The organism is Streptomyces sp. NPDC060027, from assembly GCF_042737005.1.
GTDB lineage: Bacteria > Actinomycetota > Actinomycetes > Streptomycetales > Streptomycetaceae > Streptomyces.
The window spans coordinates 1-18,354 of the sequence record NZ_JBHWVI010000179.1; the positions used below are offsets into that span (position 1 = coordinate 1).

The 18,354-nt window shown below is 70.2% G+C and carries 15 protein-coding genes; 3 read left to right on the forward strand and 12 right to left on the reverse strand.

Features of this window, described 5'->3' with window-relative positions; genetic code table 11:
• Positions 1 to 84 precede the first annotated feature (84 nt).
• The 6 genes from ACFWBT_RS32250 to ACFWBT_RS32275 form a co-directional block, all read right to left on the reverse strand.
• Complete coding sequence (locus tag ACFWBT_RS32250) at positions 85 to 1,836, reverse strand: fatty acyl-AMP ligase (protein ID WP_385706521.1); 1,752 nt, start codon at positions 1,834 to 1,836, stop codon at positions 85 to 87.
• 499 nt (positions 1,837 to 2,335) lie between these two features.
• Positions 2,336 to 3,460 carry a S8 family peptidase gene (locus ACFWBT_RS32255; RefSeq protein ID WP_385706522.1) on the reverse strand — a complete coding sequence of 375 codons (1,125 nt, stop codon included), beginning with the start codon at positions 3,458 to 3,460 and terminating at the stop codon, positions 2,336 to 2,338.
• A gap of 146 nt (positions 3,461 to 3,606) precedes the next feature.
• Positions 3,607 to 5,331 carry a dolichyl-phosphate-mannose--protein mannosyltransferase gene (locus ACFWBT_RS32260; protein ID WP_385706523.1) on the reverse strand — a complete coding sequence of 575 codons (1,725 nt, stop codon included), beginning with the start codon at positions 5,329 to 5,331 and terminating at the stop codon, positions 3,607 to 3,609.
• 426 nt (positions 5,332 to 5,757) lie between these two features.
• Positions 5,758 to 6,462 (reverse strand): HAD family hydrolase, encoded by a 705-nt coding sequence (locus ACFWBT_RS32265; RefSeq protein ID WP_385706524.1) that lies wholly within the window; start codon positions 6,460 to 6,462, stop codon positions 5,758 to 5,760.
• Positions 6,459 to 7,064, reverse strand: coding sequence for a 3,4-dihydroxy-2-butanone-4-phosphate synthase (gene ribB / locus ACFWBT_RS32270; protein ID WP_385706525.1), 606 nt, complete (start codon positions 7,062 to 7,064; stop codon positions 6,459 to 6,461). Before ribB ends, ACFWBT_RS32265 begins: the two co-directional genes overlap by 4 nt.
• Positions 7,065 to 7,310: 246 nt before the next feature.
• Positions 7,311 to 9,302 carry an amino acid transporter gene (locus ACFWBT_RS32275; RefSeq protein ID WP_385706526.1) on the reverse strand — a complete coding sequence of 664 codons (1,992 nt, stop codon included), beginning with the start codon at positions 9,300 to 9,302 and terminating at the stop codon, positions 7,311 to 7,313.
• A gap of 193 nt (positions 9,303 to 9,495) precedes the next feature.
• Between ACFWBT_RS32275 and ACFWBT_RS32280 the strand changes: the two genes are divergently transcribed.
• The gene (locus ACFWBT_RS32280) at positions 9,496 to 9,792 is read left to right on the forward strand and encodes a hypothetical protein (RefSeq protein ID WP_385706527.1); all 297 of its coding nucleotides are present in this window, start codon (positions 9,496 to 9,498) and stop codon (positions 9,790 to 9,792) included.
• A 56-nt stretch (positions 9,793 to 9,848) separates the two neighbouring features.
• Here the strand turns inward: ACFWBT_RS32280 and ACFWBT_RS32285 are convergent, their stop codons facing one another.
• Positions 9,849 to 10,499: a DUF6300 family protein gene (locus ACFWBT_RS32285; protein ID WP_385706528.1), complete on the reverse strand. Its 651-nt coding sequence runs from the start codon at positions 10,497 to 10,499 to the stop codon at positions 9,849 to 9,851.
• Positions 10,500 to 10,617: 118 nt separating this feature from the next.
• Entirely contained in the window at positions 10,618 to 11,256 is a 639-nt protein-coding gene (locus ACFWBT_RS32290; protein WP_385706529.1) for a TetR/AcrR family transcriptional regulator, read from the reverse strand.
• Between the two features lie 67 nt (positions 11,257 to 11,323).
• On the opposite strand from ACFWBT_RS32290, the gene ACFWBT_RS32295 reads away from it, so the two are divergent.
• Positions 11,324 to 12,922, forward strand: coding sequence for an FAD-binding oxidoreductase (locus tag ACFWBT_RS32295; protein WP_385706530.1), 1,599 nt, complete (start codon positions 11,324 to 11,326; stop codon positions 12,920 to 12,922).
• Positions 12,923 to 12,986: 64 nt separating this feature from the next.
• Here ACFWBT_RS32295 and ACFWBT_RS32300 read toward each other — a convergent pair whose 3' ends face one another.
• The 4 genes from ACFWBT_RS32300 to ACFWBT_RS32315 form a co-directional block, all read right to left on the reverse strand.
• Entirely contained in the window at positions 12,987 to 14,438 is a 1,452-nt protein-coding gene (locus ACFWBT_RS32300; protein WP_385706531.1) for an amidase, read from the reverse strand.
• 151 nt (positions 14,439 to 14,589) lie between these two features.
• Positions 14,590 to 15,072, reverse strand: a complete 483-nt coding sequence (locus ACFWBT_RS32305; RefSeq protein WP_385706532.1) for a GntR family transcriptional regulator — start codon at positions 15,070 to 15,072, stop codon at positions 14,590 to 14,592.
• Complete coding sequence (locus ACFWBT_RS32310) at positions 15,065 to 15,859, reverse strand: hypothetical protein (RefSeq protein ID WP_385706533.1); 795 nt, start codon at positions 15,857 to 15,859, stop codon at positions 15,065 to 15,067. The genes ACFWBT_RS32305 and ACFWBT_RS32310 overlap by 8 nt, the downstream gene beginning before the upstream one ends.
• A 251-nt stretch (positions 15,860 to 16,110) precedes the next feature.
• Positions 16,111 to 16,524 (reverse strand): GNAT family N-acetyltransferase, encoded by a 414-nt coding sequence (locus ACFWBT_RS32315; protein WP_385706534.1) that lies wholly within the window; start codon positions 16,522 to 16,524, stop codon positions 16,111 to 16,113.
• Between the two features lie 457 nt (positions 16,525 to 16,981).
• Here ACFWBT_RS32315 and ACFWBT_RS32320 point away from each other — a divergent pair, with 457 nt between their 5' ends.
• Positions 16,982 to 18,268 (forward strand): MFS transporter, encoded by a 1,287-nt coding sequence (locus ACFWBT_RS32320; protein ID WP_385706535.1) that lies wholly within the window; start codon positions 16,982 to 16,984, stop codon positions 18,266 to 18,268.
• Positions 18,269 to 18,354: the final 86 nt, after the last annotated feature.

An 18,354-nucleotide genomic window follows, 5' to 3' on the forward strand; every position in this document is an offset into this window, starting at 1 on the left:
ATCGAGTAACAGACGTACCCGAGGCCGCCGTTGAACCTGCGTGGAGCCGCCGGCGGCGCGTGGGCACGCCGCCGGCGGGGGAGGTCATCTCGTCGCGGGCCCGCCGACCAGGGAGAGAGTGCCGTCGAGATACGCCGTCCGGGAGGCACGACGCTGGATCTTTCCGCTGGACGTCTTGGGGATGGTGCCGGGGTGGACGAGCACGACGTCACGCACCGGCAGGCCGTGCGCCTCGCCGATCGCGCCGCGGATCAGATCGATGATCTTCTCGGACTCGCCCGCCGCCTCCGGCGCCGTCTCGGCGACGACGACCGGCTGCTCGCCCTCCGCTCCGCCGTCCACGGAGAAGGCGGCGGTGCAGCCGGGCCGCAGCGCCCAGTGGGACATCTCGGCGGACAGTTCCAGGTCCTGCGGGTAGTGGTTGCGTCCGTCGATGACCATCAGGTCCTTGAGCCGGCCGGTGACGAAGAGTTCACCGTCCCGCAGGAATCCGAGGTCTCCGGTGCGCAGGAAACGGCCCTCGTGCCCCCGGAGGGTGGCCCGGAAGGTCTGCCGGGTGGCGAGCGCGTTGCGCCAGTAGCCCTTGGCGACACTCGCGCCGGAGACCCAGATCTCGCCGACCTCACCCTCGGGCAGCTCCTCCTGCCGTTCGGGGTCGGCGATCACCACGGTGATGCCGGGGCCGGGCCGGCCGGAGCCTACCGCCGCCGCGTCCGCCGACCTGGCCTCCGCCGCGCCGGCGTGCGGACCGGTCCCGTCGGTGGCGGTGGCGGTGGTGGCCAGGGTGGGCGGGGCCTGCACCGAGCCGCCGGTGACGATCAGCGTGGCCTCGGCCAGGCCGTAGCACGGATAGAGGGCCTCACGGCGGAAGCCGGCCGCGCCGAAGGTCTCGGTGAACCGGCGCAGGGTCGCGGCCCGCACCGGTTCGGCGCCGTTGAAGGCGACCTTCCACCGGCTCAGGTCGAGGCCGTCGAGCAGGTCCGGCGTGGCGTGCTTCAGGCACAGCTCGTAGGCGAAGTTGGGGCCGCCGCTGGTGTGCGGGCGGTACCGGCTGATGGCGGTCAGCCAGCGCTCGGGCCGCTGCAGGAAGTGCAGCGGGGAGAAGAGCGTGGCGGTCACGCCGAGGTAGGCCGCGTTCAGGACCGGGCCGATGAGGCCCATGTCGTGGTAGACGGGCAGCCAGCTGACGAAGAGTTCATGGTCGTACTCCTCGATCACGTCGGGAGTGTGGCCCATCCGCTCCGTGATGACCCGCTCGTTCTCCAGCAGATTCCCGTGGGTCACCATCACCCCGCGCGGGGCGGAGGTGGACCCGGAGGTGTACTGGAGGAAGGCGACCGAGTCGGCGGTGAGGTCGGGTTCGCGCCAGGAACCGGCCGCCTCGTCGGGGATGTCCTCGGTGGCGACGCAGGTGATCTCGGCCAGTTCGGGCAGGTGTTCCGACATGGTGGCGAGGGCCGCGATCGCCTCGCGGCCGCCCAGGATCACCTTGGCGTCCGCGTCGGCGATCAGGCGCTTCATCCGGAGCAGGGCGCGGTGGTTCTGTGACCGCCCCTGCGGGGGCAGGCCCGGTACGGCGACGACCCCGGCCGAAAGACAGCCGAGGTAACCGCAGATGAACTCGATGCCGGGCGGATACAGGAGCATGGCGCGGGAACCGGCCAGGCCGCGCTCCTGCAGCCAGGCGGCGACGGCCCGGGACCGCTCGGCGAGCCGCCCGTAAGAAATGTCCTGGATCTCTCCGTCGCAGTCACCCGTGACGAGGTACCGGTAGGCAGTCCGGTCGGGCTGTCGGGAGGCGTGCGTGGTCAGTAGATCGACCAGGGAACGAGCCATAAGAGGAGTCTCACCTGTTCGGATAAGTGAGCGAGAAGACGGGAGTTCAGAGGCCGCGTCATAGCTACGCGCAGATGCCGTGTCCGCCTGGCCCCCTTGCCAGAACGTCCTTCTCGACCAATCCGCCGGGAAGCGGCGGCGATGCACGCGCCGGCTCCCCGTGGCCCCCTACGGATTGCTACCAACGAGTAACACATTAGCAAGTTCAACCGTACCCGCAGATGTAACCCCGGGTACTAAATGCGGAATTGGGCGTTCTGACAGTCGGTCACCAGCCGTGAACGGGGTGAAGTCGCTGGTACGAGGGCTGCCCGGAAGGGTATGTGTGCCGCGTCACGCGCTCCGAACAGCGTTCGAGGCAACCGGCCACTCCCCCGACGTCCGGTGCCGCCCGCATGCCGGGCATGAGCGAGGCGGAGCGCACCCTGCGCGGTCCGCCGAACACCTCTGGCCGTACGGCACCCTGGGTCACCGTGCGACCGGGACGGCCGAGGTCCGGTCAGAGGCCGCCGGTGTTGAGCAGCCGGTTGGGAGTGTCGGAGCGCACTCCGCGCACGACACCACGGGTGGCCGTGCGGTCGAGCCAGACGTGGACCTCGCGAGCCGTGGCGTGGGGGTGTGCCGACAGGTACAGCGCGATCACGCCGGTCGCATGCGGCGCGGCCCAGGACGTCGCGCCGTCGTCCTCCCTGGTCGTACCCCCGCCGGCGAGGGCGGCGGTCACCTTCTGGCCGGGGGCGAACAGATCCACGCACCGTCCGTAACCCGATCCGTAGGAGCCGCCGTCGCTCCACGCGCGGTCGTTCGAGGTGGAGGCCGCCACGACGATCGTGCCGGGGACGCCGGCCGGGGAGTGCTTGCAGGCGTCGTCATGGAAGTTGCCGGCCGACACCACCGTCGGGATCCCCGCGTCGACCATCTTCTTCACGGCGGACTCCACGGCCGCCGACCGGTGGTCGAAGTTGAGCGACATGTTCACCACCGCGGGCTTCTGCGCGTGCGCGGTGACCCACTTGACCGACTTCACCACGGCCGCCTCGGCCGCCGCCGGGGAACCGCCGCCCCCGCTCTCGCACAGGACGCCCTGGACCCGTACGAGCTCCGCCTTGGGCGCCACCCCGTACCTCGCCCCGCCGATGATGCCCGCGACGAACGTGCCGTGGCCGATGCCCCCCTCGCTGAAGCAGTCACCGGAGTCCTTCGGGCCCACGAAGTCGGCGCCGCGGTGGGCGCGTCCGCCGAACTCCTGGTGAGCGATGTCCATCCCGGTGTCGATCACATAGACGTGAACTCCCTTGCCCGTGGCGGTGGCGGTGAACTTCCCGTTCAGCGGCCGCGACCGCTGGTCCAGGATGTCCAGGTTCCACGGCACGTGCCGGGTGACGGGCGACGCCGCGGTCCGCGCGGTCCCGGACACCTTCCCCACGGCGCCGGGAGACGTCGGCGCCGAGCCGGACGACGCCCTGTCCCCGAAGGGCGCCACGGACTCCCTCTTCCCGTGCCCGGGGAGCGTCCCGCCGGTCCCCGCGCCCGCCGCGCCGGCTTCCCCGCCGCAGGCCGAGGCCCCGAGCACCGTCGCCATGGCCGCCATCAGGAGACCGGCCTTCGTTACGTTAAGCGTCACAACGTCCCCCGCATCCCGGCATCCGTACACAGTCAGCGCACAAGACGACCAGCGGGGGCGGACGGTTCCGGCGGGGCTTGGGGTGAGGAGGGACGGTTCGCGCGCCGGCCGCCGCGAGATCCGACTCCCCGGCCCACGGCCCCCGCTCAGATCCAGGTATCGAGCCACATCCTGGCGCGCCAGTCGGCATTCGGGATCGTCTGCCCGGTGTAGATCGGGAAGAAATAGATGAAGTTCCAGGCGATGAGCAGGACCAGCACGCCTGCGACCACCGCGCCTCGGACGCGGCGCTTGCCGGCCGCTCCCGGCGGACCCAGCAGAGCTCCCAGCATCATCGCCACGGCCAGGCTCAGGTACGGCACGAAGACGACCGCGTAGAAGGAGAAGATCGTGCGGTCCTGGTACTGGAACCAGGGCAGATAGCCGGCACCCACCGCACACAGAATGGCGCCGGAGCGCCAGTCGCGGCGCAGCGCCCATCGGTAGAGCAGGTACACGAGTGCGCAGCATCCCGACCACCACAGGAGCGGTGTTCCCAGGGCGAGGATCGCCTGCGAGCAGTCGGCCGTCGCGTGGCAGCCGTCTTCCCCGGGTTTCGGCGACTGGTAGTCGAACAGCACGGGGCGGCCGAGGACCAGCCAACTCCAGGGGTTCGACTCGTACTTGTGGGGAGTGCTCAGCCCCACGTTGAACTGGTAGACGCCGTACTCGTAGTGCCACAGGCTGCGCAGCGGGGCCGGAATCCACGACCATGTGCCGCCGCGGCCGTCCGCCCAGTGGCGTCCGTAGCCGTTGTCGGACAGGAACCAGCCGGTCCATGTCGCCAGATACGTCAGCGCGGCGACCGGGACGAGGGAAAGCACCGACCGGCCGAGGTCCTTGCGCAGCACCGCGCGGTAGGGGCGGCGCGCCCCCGCTACGCGGCGGGCGCCGACGTCCCACAGCAGGCTGAGGATCACGAAGAAGGCGAGGAAGTACAGGCCGTTCCATTTGGTCGAGGCCGCCAGGCCCAGGAAGAGTCCGGCTGCGAGCCGCCAGGGACGCACTCCCGTCCCTGCACGGTCGCCGGTGTATCCGTCGGGGCGCACCCGGCCGTCCTCCTCGACCGGTAGAGCTGCCGCGAGCCGGGCCCGCGCACTGTCCCGGTCGATGAGCAGGCATCCGAACGCCGCCAGTACGAAGAACATGACGACGAGGTCGAGCAGAGCCGTGCGGCTCATCACGTAGTGCAGACCGTCCACCGCCATCAGTGCTCCGGCCAGGCAGCCCAGCAGTGTCGAACGGAACAGGCGGCGTCCTATTCGGCACAGCATCAGCACCGACAGCGTGCCGAGAAGCGCCGTCATGAAGCGCCAGCCGAACGGGGTGAGGCCGAACATCCACTCGCCGAGGGCGATGACCCACTTGCCCGTCGGCGGGTGCGCGACGAAGGACCCGGTGTCGGAGAGCGGGATCACCTGGGGATCGGCCAGGATCTGCGGATCGGAGATCCTGCTCTTCGGCCAGGTGCCCTCGTAGCCGAGCCGCAGCAGGGACCAGGCGTCCTTGGCGTAGTACGTCTCGTCGAATACGACCGTCCGCGGACTGCCCAGACGCCAAAAGCGCGGTAGCCCGGCAAGGAGCGCCACCAGCAGTGGCCCGCCCCATGCCGACCAGCGCGCCAGGCGGCACGCCGCCACCGGGGACAGCCCGAGCGTGCGCCACAGCCGTGACCCGGGTTCGGGAAACGGCACGACCAGGCGGTCGCGCACGGAAGTACGCGGGCGCTCGACGGGCCCGAAGAGGCGCAGCCGCCGCTCCCAGGAGATCGGCGGGCGATTCGCCGCCTTCCGTTGCTCGTCGGCAGACGCGGGCGTGTTCTCATGAATCACGTGGTGAGCTTTCTACTCGTGGAGAGCAGGACGAACGAGCTGTACGCGCCGGGCCCCCAGCACTTCCGCGATGTGTGAGGCGACGCCGACCACCGAGCCGTCACGAAACGGTCGAACGCATCGGTCCGCAACCCCCCCCCATCAGAGCCGACCCCTTGCTTCCCCGCCGCGCACGTCGGCCTCTACCGGAGACGCGTGGGACCGCAGGACAGCGCGCACCGCATCGACCTCGTACGCCGCCGCACCACCGCGGGACCACGCCCATACACCTTGGGCAAAGGCACTGACCCCGCCCCCGCTATGCACCCCCGCCCTATGGCGTGGATCACACACGCCGCCCTGACGGTTTCGGTTCCCGACTTGTCCTGGCTGTGCCGGAGAGCGGTCGGGGTGTGCCGCCGGCCCGGGGTCCGGCCAGGGGCCGACTCAGGTGGCCTCGCGAACCAGAGGCTGTGGCTGGGTGTTGGGGCTGGGTGCGTGCAGTCGGGCCAGCAGGGGGAGGGCGTCGCGCGTCGAGCGTGCCTGCGCCGCGGGCAGCGGGGCCACATCGGGCGGGAGGTTCATGCCGGCGCGAGGGATGGCAAGGACACGCAGGCCGGCGGCGTGCGCGGAGCGGATGCCGTTCGGGGAGTCCTCGACGGCCACACAGGCGGAGGGATGGATGCCGATCCTGGCGGCGGCATGCAGGTAGGCGTCGGGAGCGGGTTTGCCGCGGACGACGTCCTCGGCGCAGATGACAGCGCGCAACCGGGCCGCCAGGCCCAGCTCGCGCAGGATCGCCAGGACGTAGTGGCGGGGGCTGGCCGTGGCCACGGCGACGGGACCGTGGCGCTCGGCTTCCAGGACGAGTTCCACCGCCGCGGGCAGCGCCGGGACTCTGCCCGCGGCGCATTCCACGGCCATCGCGGCGGTACAGGTCCCGATCACCTCGGCGGTGGTCACCGCGCCGCCGCACAGCCCGGCAACGTAGGCGGCCCAGCCGCCGTTGCCGTGCAGCGCCGCGTCGTCCTCAGCGCGCCAGCGGTGCCCGTGACGGGCGGTGAAGGCGGCGCACACCCGTCCCCACGCTGCGCCGCTGTCGACCAGGGTGTCGTCCAGGTCGAAGACCGTTGCCCGCCGCACCGGCGTCATGCCGGCATCGGGTCCGGGCGTCCCAGCGCATGCGACAGCTGCTCGATCGAGATCAGCGCCAGGCCGTGTTCGTCCGCGAAGGCCCGCAGCCGGTCGAAGCGGGCGACGGAGCCGTCCTCCTCGCAGACCTCGCTGATCACGCCGACCGGGGAAAGGCCCGCCAGGCGCAGCAGGTCGACGGTCGCCTCGGTGTGCCCCCGCCGCTCACCGATGCCCCCGGAGCGGGCACGCAGCGGCAGTACATGCCCGGGGCGGATCAGCCGGTCGGGGCGGGCACCGGCGTCGGCCAGCGTACGGACGGTCAGCGCCCGGTCCGCGGCGGAGATACCGGAGCCGACGCCCACCGCGTCGACCGTAACCGTGTAGGCGGTCGTGTCGGCGCCCGGTGCGGAGGGGACCATCAGCGGCAGCTCCAGCCGGTCGGCGACCTCCGGCGCCATGGGCGCGCAGATCAGACCGCTGGTCCAGCGCACGAAGAAGCCCAATGTCTCGGCGGTCGCGAACTGCGCCGCCATGATCAGGTCACCCTCGTCCTCCCGGTCCGCGTCGTCCACCACCACCACGGGACGGCCGACCCGCAGTTCCTCGACGGCAACCGCCACCGTGTCCAAACCCGCTTGCGACCGCGGCACCGATACAGACGTCACAGGACCAGCCCTTCCTCGACTCCATCGTTCCTGCCGGTCCATCGGCGACCTGACCAGGGACTTGAGAAGTCCGTACACCACACGAGTGACGGCGAGGCGCACATCCGAACGACGGTCCCCAGTTCGCCCCTTGGCGCACACCGACGCCCATCGCGGAGCGGTGACAGGGAAGCGACCACCCGTTCCGCGTACCGTCGAGGTTCAGCCGCCGACGTGGATGCCGGGGCGTCGGTCAGGGTCGGGTTCGTTGCTGCGGATGATTTCGCGGGTGACGGGGGCGGTGTCGCCGCGACCCAGGAGGAAGTAGCGGAACATGTGACGTAGGGGACTTCCTTCGGCCCACGCGAAGTAGCAGTGCGGCTGGACACCGGTGGCGTTGCGCAGGGCGAGCAGGATCGCGGCAATGGCGTTCGGAGCGGCCGGGGCCTCGGCGCGCAGGATGCGGTAGCCGTCCACCTCGACGCCCTGTACGCAGAGGGTTTCACTGAAGTCGGACGGATCGACCACGTCGATCTCCAGGAACAGCACGTCGGCGGGGCCGGGCACGGGGTTGATGCCGCGCTGTTCCCGCTCCTTGTGGGCGTACTCGGCGCTGTCGCCGGCCTCTCGCCGGTTGGTGATGATGTTGATGGCGTTGTCGTGCGCGAGGGTGTCGGTGATGAATTGGCGCGCCTTGGTGTCGAACACGATGCGGTCGGCGCGTAGTTCAGTGGTGCGTGAGACCCGGGAGATCAGGGACACGGCGACGATGCCCGCGATGAACATGCCCGAGATGGCGATGCCCTCGGGCTTGTCGACGATGTTGGCGATCAGCGCGTAGAGCAGAACGGCGGTGAGCGATGCGAACCCTGCACCAGCCAGGCGTCGGCGGCTGCGGACGACAGACACCGTGACGGCGAACGCGCCGGAGACCATCATGGCCAGGATGCCGGTGGCGTAGGCGCCGGCCTGTGCGTCGACGTCGGCACCGAACGCGATGGTGATGACGATGCAGAGCGCTGTGTAGACGATCACGACCGGGCGTACGGCGCGCCCCCATTCCGGGGCCATGCCGTACTCGGGCAGATACCTGGGCACGATGTTGATGAGCCCGGCCATCGCGGACGCGCCCGCGAACCACAGAATCAGGATGGTGCTGATGTCGTAGGCGGTGCCGAACACTTCGCCGACCTTCTCGTGCGCCAGCCAGGCCAGCGCCCGGCCGTTCGCCTGGCCGCCGGACTCGAACTCCTTGTGAGGGATGAGGACAGTGGTCACGAAGCTCGCGGCCAGCAGGTAGACGCTCATGACGAGCGCAGCGGTGGTCAGCAGCCGTCGGGTGTTGCGGATGCGGGACCGCTTGTGCTGCTCGGGGTCGCTGCCCTGCGCGGATATGAGGGGCATCATGCTCACGCCGGTCTCGAAACCGGACAGGCCCAGCACCAGCAGGGGGAACGCCAGTAGTGCGGGCCCTGCCAGGTCTCCGAAACCGCCTCCCCCGTCGCCGAGGGCGTGCGTCCATGCCGAGAACGCGCCCGGCGTGGTGAAGACGTCGACCATGCCGACGGCGATGACTGCCGCGTTGAGTGCCAGGAAGGCGGCGACCAGGGGGATGGCCACCTTGACGGCTTCACTGAACCCGAGCAGGAACACTCCGCCGAGCACCACCAGCAACGCCACGGTGAGAGCGACCTCGTGACCGTGCAGGGCATGCGGGAAGTAGGGGTTCTCCACCACGTGCACGGAAGCGTCCGCCGTGGACAGCGTGATCGTGATGATCCAGGAGGTGGCGACGAAACCGAGCAGCACCAGGACGAACAGCTTGCCCCACCAGAACGGCAGCAGGTCCTCCAGCATGGCCACCGAACCCGCTCCGTTGGGGCTCTCCCGAGTGACCCGTCGGTACATCGGCAGCATTCCCACCAGGGTCAGCACCACGATCACCAGCGTCGCCAGCGGCGAGGCCTCCCCGGCCGCGAGTGCGGCGATCGCCGGGACGTAGGCCAGGCTGGAAAAGTAGTCGACCCCGGTCAGGCACATCACCTTCCACCAGGCGTGCTGCTCGGCGTGTCCCTCGCCTGCCGCGGGCCCGGCCGGCTGCACCCGGTGGCGCAGCAGCCACCGAGCAAGGCTTCCGGTTGGCTGGGCCCGCAGAGCAGGACTTTCCACCTCTGCCGGTATGACCGGCTCGTTCGCGACCTTCATGTCCCCCATCAGCCCTTCCAGTTCCTGTCATCGCGCACCCGTCCCCGTTCACGGCACGGACGGGCCATGAGTATGCGGCCCACCAGCAGTGTCACAACCACCGGGGCTCCCGTTGCCGCCTGGCCTGGTGGCATCGCCCTTGTTCCCGACCGGTGCGGTGTCAGTGCTGCTGGACAGCACGAATCCCGGCAAGCGTCGGAAGGTGGCTGCCGGGATCGGAAGCGGCACGTCGATGGGGGCGGTCGGACGCTCGCTCGTCCCGGCTAGCGCGCATCGGCTCCAGGTCACCGTCAGCGGACGGACCACCACCATGCGAGTCGACGGCACCGTCACCGCGCACTGGACCTCGCAGCACAAGGCCGCCGACATCACCGGGGGCATCGGCCTGCGCGTGGGCATCAATCACGCCGACGCCGCCTGGCCCAGCTTCTCGGCCCTGGCCGTCAAGCAACTCCCTGGCGCAGTCCCCGGCCCGGCGACGGCCGGCGAGCGATCGTGAACACCGGCCCGGTGGCGACCGGCGAACCGTCGTGATTCGAGCCCTGTCCGGCCGGTTCAGCTGCCGTCCGCGTCGGCTTCGTCCTGCTCGGACCTCAGCCGCTCACGCGGGCCCTGGACGCGCTGTTCCGCCTCCGGACTCAGCGGGTCGGGTGCGGGGCGGGGAGCGAAAGTACTGGGCGCCTGCGCGGTGACACTCTCGGGGGCGAGTGGTCCGGCGATGGCGGCGCCCAGCTCACGGACGCGTCGCTGAAGCCGCCCGCGCTGCTCGGAGTCGGCGCTCGCCAACTGGGCGCGCAACGCGTCGCGTTCCCGCTGCAGTTGGTCGACCTCGGGGAATCCGCCGGTCGTGCCCGGGTTCATGAGGTCGCGGGCGACTGCCTCGTCATGCGACAGACCGGGCATGGAGACGGCCGCCTCCACGTCGGTCCCACGCCAGTACCAGCCGTACTCGGCCATCGCCTCCTTCGTCCATCGCATCAGCAGCCGAGCGCCCTCCTCGCTTCGTTCCAAGTCGTGCCCGCCGCCCGAGGCGAACCAGAACAGAAGCGCACCGGCGGCCGGCTTCTCGCCGTCGCACGCCATGCACAGCTGAAGGTGGATCGGGCGACCGGCGGTGTCGTTCTTGGGCGCGACAACGCTCACGATCAGGTCGATGCCGCACTGGGAGCACTGCGGCATCAGGTCGGACGTCTGAATACGGTGCACTTGGCTCCTCACTGAGCACGTGGGCACCACTCAAGGTCCCCGTGACGTGCGAGGTCAACTTCTGCGGCAGGCGGCCGGCAGCGTCGCCTGGGCGGCATCCAACTCGACGGTTCTCGGTTCACCTGCCCTCGCCGCCGCTTGCGAGGATGCCGTGGCCGGCGGCGAAGAGCCGTGCGCACCGTTGCGCCATGGCCTGCGGTGACTGATCGGGGTGGTTGACCCACCAGCGCACCAGGGCGGTGCACAGGCCGCGCCAGGCGTACTTGAGAGCGTCGGCGTCCAGCGGATCACTGGACCCGGCCGCGTGCAGGAGGTCGGTGGTGCCGATCGCGGCGAGGTCGTCGATGGCACGGCGGTAGTGCTCGGCGCGTCGGGCGGCGTCACTGTCGGGCGGCAGCGTGGTGTCGTAGAGGACGAACCACGCCTCGCGCTGCCCGTCCAGTGCGGTGAACAGGGCGTGCAGTACGCGGAGCGAGGTGGGCGGTGCGTCGGAGGCGTGTTCGGCCATCGCGGCGCGGATCGCGTCCAGCAGCCGGTCACCGACCGGGTTCAGGCAGGCGAGATAGAGATCCTGCTTGCTGCCGAAGTAGTGGTGCAGGAGGGGCTTGGTGACGCCCACGCGGGCTGCGACAACGGCCACGGTGGTGACTTCGTAGCCGTGGCGCCCGAATTCCTCGGTGGCCGCGGCCAGGACCTGTCGTTCGCGCGCGGCCCTGGGCACGCCCTTGGTGCCGGCCCTGGAGGAAGACGTTGTCATGCCCTCGATATTACCCTAGGGTAATTTTCCGTTGGGTAAATTCAATGGACCCGCTGGGAGCACACGTATGCCTGTCGCCCCGTCCGACCCCGGCACCTCCCGCACCCGCTCCTGGTGGGGCTGGGGCTACGCCGACTCCCACCCCGCCGATGCCGAGTGCGCCGCCCTGGGGGCGCTGCTGCCGGGAACGCTGCCCCGCCCGCTGCCGATCCCCCGGGTCGCCGACCTGAACATCTCCCGCCCCAGGGCTACTCCCCCGGACGCTCTGGCGCACCTGGTCACCGCCGATCCCGACGTGCGCGCCGCCCACGCCATGGGCAAGGCCTACCGGGACGTCATTCGGGCCCTGCGCGGCCGGCCGGGCCGGATCCCCGACCTGGTCGCCCGCCCGACCGACGGCCGGGAGGTGGCCGACCTGCTGGACTGGGCCGGCGGGCAGGGCGTGGCCGTCATCCCCTTCGGCGGCGGAACCTCGGTGGTCGGCGGCGTGGAGTATCGCGGAGTCGCGCACCGTGCCGTGCTGTCGCTGGACCTGACCTCGATGGACCGGGTCCTGGAGATCGACGCCGTCAGCCGTTCGGCCCGCATCCAGGCCGGTGCGCTCGGTCCCGTGCTGGAAGACCAATTGCGGTCCCACGGCCTCACCTTGCGTCATTTCCCGCAAAGCTTCGAGTTCTCCACCCTCGGCGGCTGGCTGGCCACCCGGGCCGGAGGCCACTACGCCACCGGCCGCACCCACATCGACGACTACGTGCAGTCCCTGCGCGTCGTCACGCCTGCCGGCATCAGCACGTCCTGGCGCCTGCCCGCGTCCGGCGCCGGACCGTCGCCCGACCGCCTGTTCCTCGGCTCCGAGGGCGTGCTCGGTGTCATCACCGAGGCGTGGATGCGCCTGCAGGAGCGCCCGCTGCACAAGGCCTCGACATCCGTGGCCTTCGCCGACTTCCAGCAGGCACTGAACGCGGTGCGTGCCATCGCCCAGAGCGACCTCGCCCCAGCGAACTGCCGCTTGCTGGATCCCGGCGAGGCCCTGCTGTCCGGCGCCTCGCACGATGGCTCCGCCGTCCTGATCCTTGGCTTCGAGTCCGCCACCACCGGCGTCGCCGACCGTCTCACGAGCGCCCTGGACCTGGCCCGCGCCCACGGCGGCCGCGGCGAGGCACCGACGGGAGGCCGCAACGCCGACACGGCCGTGAGCAGCTGGCGTTCGGCGTTCCTGCGCATGCCCTACCTCCGTGATGGCTTGGCCCGCATGGGCGCCGTCGTCGAGACCTTCGAGACCGCCGCCACCTGGGACAGGATTCCCGCCCTGATCGACGCCGTTCGCACCCAGGTCGGCGCCGCCGCCCTGAAGGCCACCGGACACCCGGCCACCATCAACTGCCGCCTGACCCACGTCTACCCCGACGGTGCCGCCCCCTACTTCACCGTGGCCGTGGCCGGCCGCCCCGGCGAGGAGGTGCAGATCTGGGACGACATCAAGGCCGCCGCCGGCGAAGTCCTGCACCGCTACGAGGCAACCATCACCCACCATCACGCCGTCGGCCGCGACCACCGTCCCGCCTACGACCTCCAGCGCCCGGCGCCCTTCGCGCTCGCGCTGCGCGCGGCCAAGGACGCCCTGGACCCCCATCACGTCCTCAACCCGGGGGTCCTGATCGACTGACCGGCAGCGAGCCGTGCCGGCCGGATGATCCGCGCCTCCTCCTCGCCGGACACCGGGGTACGCCCTACCTCGGTACCTGGAAGCCGCCGATCTTCTGCTCTAGCAACTCGGCCAGCCTCAGTGGAGTGCGGTCCTCGAACATCGGACCGATGAGCTGCACTCCCACCGGCAGACCCTCGGGGGACCTGCCCGTCGGTACGGCGGTGGCGGGTAGGCCGGGCATGGTGGCCAGCCCGGCCCAGACGAGCTGGTCGAGGTACGGGTACTCGACGCCGTCGATGTCGATCCGGCGTTCCAGCAGATCGGGGTGGTGATCGTGCGGGAACGCGGGCGTGGGAGTGATGGGACACACCACGGCGTCGAACTCGGCGAAGAGCCGCCGCCAGCCGTGGCGGTGGACCTCGCGACGGCTGTTCGCCTCGATCCAGTCGCGGTGACTGAACACCATGCCGCGCAACCGCGCCGCATCGAGACTCCGGTCGTCCGCGCTCAGTCCGGCGGCTCGGGTCCGCAGCCGCTCGTACTCTTCGACGGGAAAGCGTGCGACGGAGCTCGAGAAGAGCAACTGCGTGTAGATCATCGCGGCTTCGGTCAGATCGGGGAGCAGCGGACTGTGCCGTTCGACGCGGGCGCCCTCGTCGACAAGCGCCTCGGCCACCCGGTTCACGCCCGCCCGCACGGCGGACCCGGTCGGAATGAGCGGATGCGTGTCGAGGACCAGGACCCGGAAGTCGCGGAGCCGCTCGTGGCGCGTGGGCGGCAGCTTCAAGCTGTGGGCCACACCCAGCGTCAGCGGGTCCGGTCCGGCCATGACGTCGAGCAGGAGCGTGAGGTCGCGGGCAGTGCGCGCCATCGGGCCGACGACGGCGAGGTCAGGGGTGGCCGGAAGTGCCGGCGCGGGCGGCGGGACCATACCGCGGATCGCCGCCAGCCCGAGCGTCGGCTTGTGTGCGTAGACACCGCAGAAATGGGCGGGGGTGCGCAACGAACCACCGATGTCGGAGCCGATGGACAGTGCGCCGAATCCGGACGCCAGGGCCGCCGCCGATCCGCCGGAGGATCCACCCGGCGTGCGAGCGTGATCCCACGGGTTGTTGGTGGTTCCGTAGATCTCGTTGAAGGTCTGCACATCTTGCAGCCCCAGGGGCACATTGGTCTTTCCGAGCACTACCGCGCCTGCGGCCTTGAGCCGCCACACCTGCACCGCGTCCTCGGCCGGTAGGTGGTTCCGGTGTTGAGGCATGCCCCAAGTCGTGGGCAGCCCGGCGATGTTGTAGGACTCTTTGACCGTCACCGGAATGCCGAGCAGCGGCCGGTCCTCACCGCGGGCGCGCGCCCGGTCGGCGCCGCGCGCGGCGGCCCGTGCACGGTCGAAGTCCGGAACGCAGATCGTGTTCACCGCCTTGTCGTCCCGCTCTATGCGGGCGATCGCCGCGTCGGTCAGTTCCGCCGAGGTCACTTCACCGGCGCGCAAGGCAGCCGCGAGCATTTCGGCCGTCCGAAAATTCCACTCCATGAAACCGACCGTACGGACCTTGGGAAGAGGTCATGAAATACCGCCTGGCACAAGCCCTTCGCGGAAGCGCTGAATTCCACGGTGGGACCCAGCACTTCCATCGGTTCCGGTCGGTACCGGACTGTGTGGACATCTGGATCCGGGGTGACGATCACGTACGAAAGCCGTGGTCGCTCGGGTCGCCATCGCCGATGAAGGCGCCTGGCCTGTCGGGGCCACCCGCTCCGCTGTCGACGGTGTCCGGGGAAAAGGCGGGCCCCGGGTCCAAGGCGTCACGGACGGCGGTCAGGATGTCCTCGGTGTCGGCACCGAGCGCTCGGGCGGCGGACGTGAAGTCCCGTACCAGAGTCGCGAGTTGGTCGGCGTCGTGCGCGTGCGCATCGGACGGGAGGGCCGCCACCCGGGTGCCCGCGCCACGACGGGTGCGGATCAGGTCGGCCATCTCCAGCTCGCGGTAGGCGCGGGCCACGGTGCCCGGCGCCAGACCGAGGTCGGCGGCGAGCTGGCGCACGGTCGGCAGTCGCTCGCCCTCGGCCAGCCGGCCGGTGCGGATCAGCGCGGCCAGCTGGGCGCGGATCTGCTCGTACGGCGGTACCTGGCTGGTGGTGTCGACGCGGACGGCGGAGTCACTCATCGTCGAACGTCCTATCGTCGGCTGCCTCGTCGTCGACCGCCCGGGGTGCCACCACGGTGACCAGGGACCATCCGAAGGTGAACATGGCCAGCAGGCCCAGGGGGCAGATCGCCACGATGGTGGCGGCGCCCAGCGGGCCGGCGCAGGCCTTGTCCGTGAGTGCGACGAGGACCATCAACACGACGAGCAGCACCTGGCTCGACACCAGCAGCCCCCAGGCTCCGGTGATCGCCCACGCGCGGTCGCGGCGCTGCCGGTCGTCGCCCGGGCCGTGGGCGATGCGGCGAAGCGCCCAGACACAGACGGGGGTTCCGACCGCTAGGGCGGCGAACATCGGGCCGCTGTAGTGCAGGCCGGGCCAGGGCCCGAGGGAGGTGGGCATCCCTTCGCAGGTGACGTTGACGACACGCCCCGCTCTGCCGGTCCGGTCGAAGTCGGAGGAGGCCGTGACCGCACCGATCAGCAGCAGGGTGACGAGGGACGCCGCCTGCAGAAGGAGCAGAGGTGCCATACGGGGCGGCACTTGGTCCCGTATCAGGCGCGGGGCGAGACTCGCGGTGCGTACCGCTGCCTGGGGACGCAGGGTCAGGGCGTCGCCGAGCAGGACACCTCCCACCGCGCACAGGCCGAAGGCGGTGATGGCGAACACGAGGGGCATCGTGATGTCGCCGCTGTCCATGGTGACCAAGTGCTGTGCGGCCACGATGCCGATGGCCAGGCCGGACCAGCGGGCGTAGTGGTCGGCGTGGTCGAGGAGCCGGGATTGGAGCGCATCGATGTCGAGCATATGGAGATCCCCCGGATAATCTTGTATCAAGCGGTGGGTACAAGATGCCCTGGACGGAATCTTGTGTCAAACACTCGATACAAGGCGGTACGCAGGGGCGGCTTCCGGCGGGGGGATTCGGCCGACGCAAAGGGGAGGACCTCCGGTCCACGGTGCCCGTCGGTCACGGTCACCAACCGGTTGCGTAGCCCCTCGGCGAGGCTGGCCACTTCCACGGACGTGCCGATCACAGGAACGATGTCGAGTAGTTGTCAAGACTTGTGGACGGGCCGCACGTTGGGTGGCGCACCGGTCTTTCGCTCCAGCAGCGTGACGGTCACGCCCGGCGCAATCCGACGTCTGCCGGTGGGCGTGAATCCGCGTCTCTCGTAGAGGGCGAGCGCGGGGTGGTTGGCCGTTCCGGTGGAGACCAGGGTCAGGTCTGCGGATTCCATGGCATCGAGACGGTCGAGCAACGCTGTAGCGATGCCGCGGCGGTGCGCGCGGGGATGAACCACGAGTCGGCAGATATCCAAGGTGCCGTCGTCCAGCCGGGTCCAGGACACTGCTCCGGCCAAGCCGGTCTCGTCCGCGACACCGAGGAAGGTCTCGGTGCAGCCGCGCAACTCTTGGAGGGTTTCGTGCAGGGGCGGGATGCCGTCGAATCCGATGAGTGCGGCCTCCACGGCGTAGGCAGCGCGCTGGAGTTAACACAACTGGCGCAGGGTGTCCGGGTCGGCCAGGTCCAAGCGGTGGGGCTCGTTCAGTCGTCGGTCGGGTGTTGCGCCGGTATCGCGGTGTCTTGTCACGCTGCGATCGTTTCAGAACCCTCAGTACGTCGACTCGATCGGGTTGGTCGTGCGCAGGCCGCAGCGTGGCCGCTGATGCGAGTGCTGGACCGAGGATCTCGCCGAGGGGGCTAACCGGCCTGCGCGGCGTCGGCGGGTGCGGGCCGCGGGTACGGTGAGCTGCCACGGGTCCTGGTCGTTCATCGCGGGGCGGTGCACAGTCCGCACCTGCGTGCGCCCTGCGGGAATCCCTGGAACAGGCCGCGACCTGGAGAAATTCAGGTGCCTGGCCGGGACCGGCCGCCTTACCATCGGGCGTTTCGCACCTGTCCTCCTGCCCCTGATCGGCCACCACGTGAAGTTCTTGATTCCTGGCGTGCTGCGCGATGAGCCGCAGTTCGCCCGCCTGTTCATCGGACAGTCGCTGTCGGTGCTGGGCGACCGTGTTTCGTTCGTAGCCGTCCCCTTCGCCGTGCTCTCCATCGGCGGGTCCGCTTCCGATGTCGGGCTGGTAGCGGCCTCCGGGCTGATTCCCATGCTGCTGTTCGCCCTGGTCGGTGGTGTCTGGGCGGACCGTTTCAAGCGGCACCGCGTCATGCTGATCTCTGATGTCGTGCGATGCGCTGTGCAGGGGCTCATCGCCGTCCTGCTGATCACCGGTGCTGCCAGGATTCCGCATCTCGTACTGCTCATGATGGTGTTCGGCACGGCCGACGCGTTCTTCATGCCCGCTTCCACAGGACTGTTGCCGCTGGTCGTCGGACCTGACCGGTTGCGGGAGGCGAATGCCCTGCGGGGGTTCACCCAGTCGTCCGCGCTGGTACTCGGTCCGGCCCTGGCCGGCGGCGTGGTCGCGTTGCTCGGCCCCGGCGGCGCTCTGGCCCTGGACGCATTGACCTTCGCGGCCAGCGCCGCGTTCCTGGCCCGACTGAAACCTCGCGGCACGGCACCCGAGACAGCGGAGCCCCTCGCCGGGGGGACGTTCCTGAAGGAGTTGCGCGCCGGTTGGGTGCAGGTGCGCAGCCGGACGTGGGTGTGGTCGGGCATGGCCGCCATGGCGGTCTATCACGTTGTCGTGCTGCCGTCGGTGTTCGTGCTGGGGCCTGTCCTGGCCGAACAGGAGTGGGGCGGTGCGGCAAGCTGGTCGACCGTGACCGCGGGCTTCGGTATCGGCTCCATCGTCGGAGACGTATGCGCCTACCGGCTGAAGGTCCCGCGCCCCATGGCCCTCGGCGCCGCGGGACTCGCCGTGGCCTCCTGCCAGGCGGTCATCATCGGATCCGGCACCTCACTCGCCTTGATCACGGTCCTCGAAGGGATCACCGGTGTCGGTGTCTCCCTCTTCTTCGTGCTGTGGGAGACCGCGCTGCAGACACACGTGCCCGAAGCCGCCCTGTCCCGCGTGAGCTCATACGACTACCTGCTGTCGGCCGGACTCATGCCCCTGGGGCTTGTGCTGGCCGGCCCGGTGTCCGACTCTCTCGGCGTGCGCCCCACCCTCTACGCGATGACAGTGCTCGCGGTCCCCGCCGCCCTCGCGCTGCTCTGCGTCCCGGCCGTACGACGCCTCCCGGCGCATGCGCCGGGCACGACCGACGGCACTGGCGGCATCCATGCTGCCGCAGAAGCCAGCCTGCCGTGAACCCGGTCGACCGAAACGGCCCGGTCGCCATCAGCGGGCTGCTGGATCGCATCCTGCCGAGTGCACACAGGTATGGGGCCCCGGAG

Excerpts from the sequence above, each read along its gene's own strand:
- ACFWBT_RS32300 (WP_385706531.1), bottom strand. The coding sequence starts at position 14,438 with ATGGAGTGGAATTTTCGGACGGCCGAAATGCTCGCGGCTGCCTTGCGC.
- ACFWBT_RS32290 (WP_385706529.1), bottom strand. The coding sequence starts at position 11,256 with ATGACAACGTCTTCCTCCAGGGCCGGCACCAAGGGCGTGCCCAGGGCC.
- ACFWBT_RS32250 (WP_385706521.1), bottom strand. The coding sequence starts at position 1,836 with ATGGCTCGTTCCCTGGTCGATCTACTGACCACGCACGCCTCCCGACAG.
- ACFWBT_RS32275 (WP_385706526.1), bottom strand. The coding sequence starts at position 9,302 with ATGGGGGACATGAAGGTCGCGAACGAGCCGGTCATACCGGCAGAGGTG.
- ACFWBT_RS32305 (WP_385706532.1), bottom strand. The coding sequence starts at position 15,072 with ATGAGTGACTCCGCCGTCCGCGTCGACACCACCAGCCAGGTACCGCCG.
- ACFWBT_RS32265 (WP_385706524.1), bottom strand. The coding sequence starts at position 6,462 with ATGACGCCGGTGCGGCGGGCAACGGTCTTCGACCTGGACGACACCCTG.
- ACFWBT_RS32310 (WP_385706533.1), bottom strand. The coding sequence starts at position 15,859 with ATGCTCGACATCGATGCGCTCCAATCCCGGCTCCTCGACCACGCCGAC.
- ACFWBT_RS32295 (WP_385706530.1), top strand. The coding sequence starts at position 11,324 with ATGCCTGTCGCCCCGTCCGACCCCGGCACCTCCCGCACCCGCTCCTGG.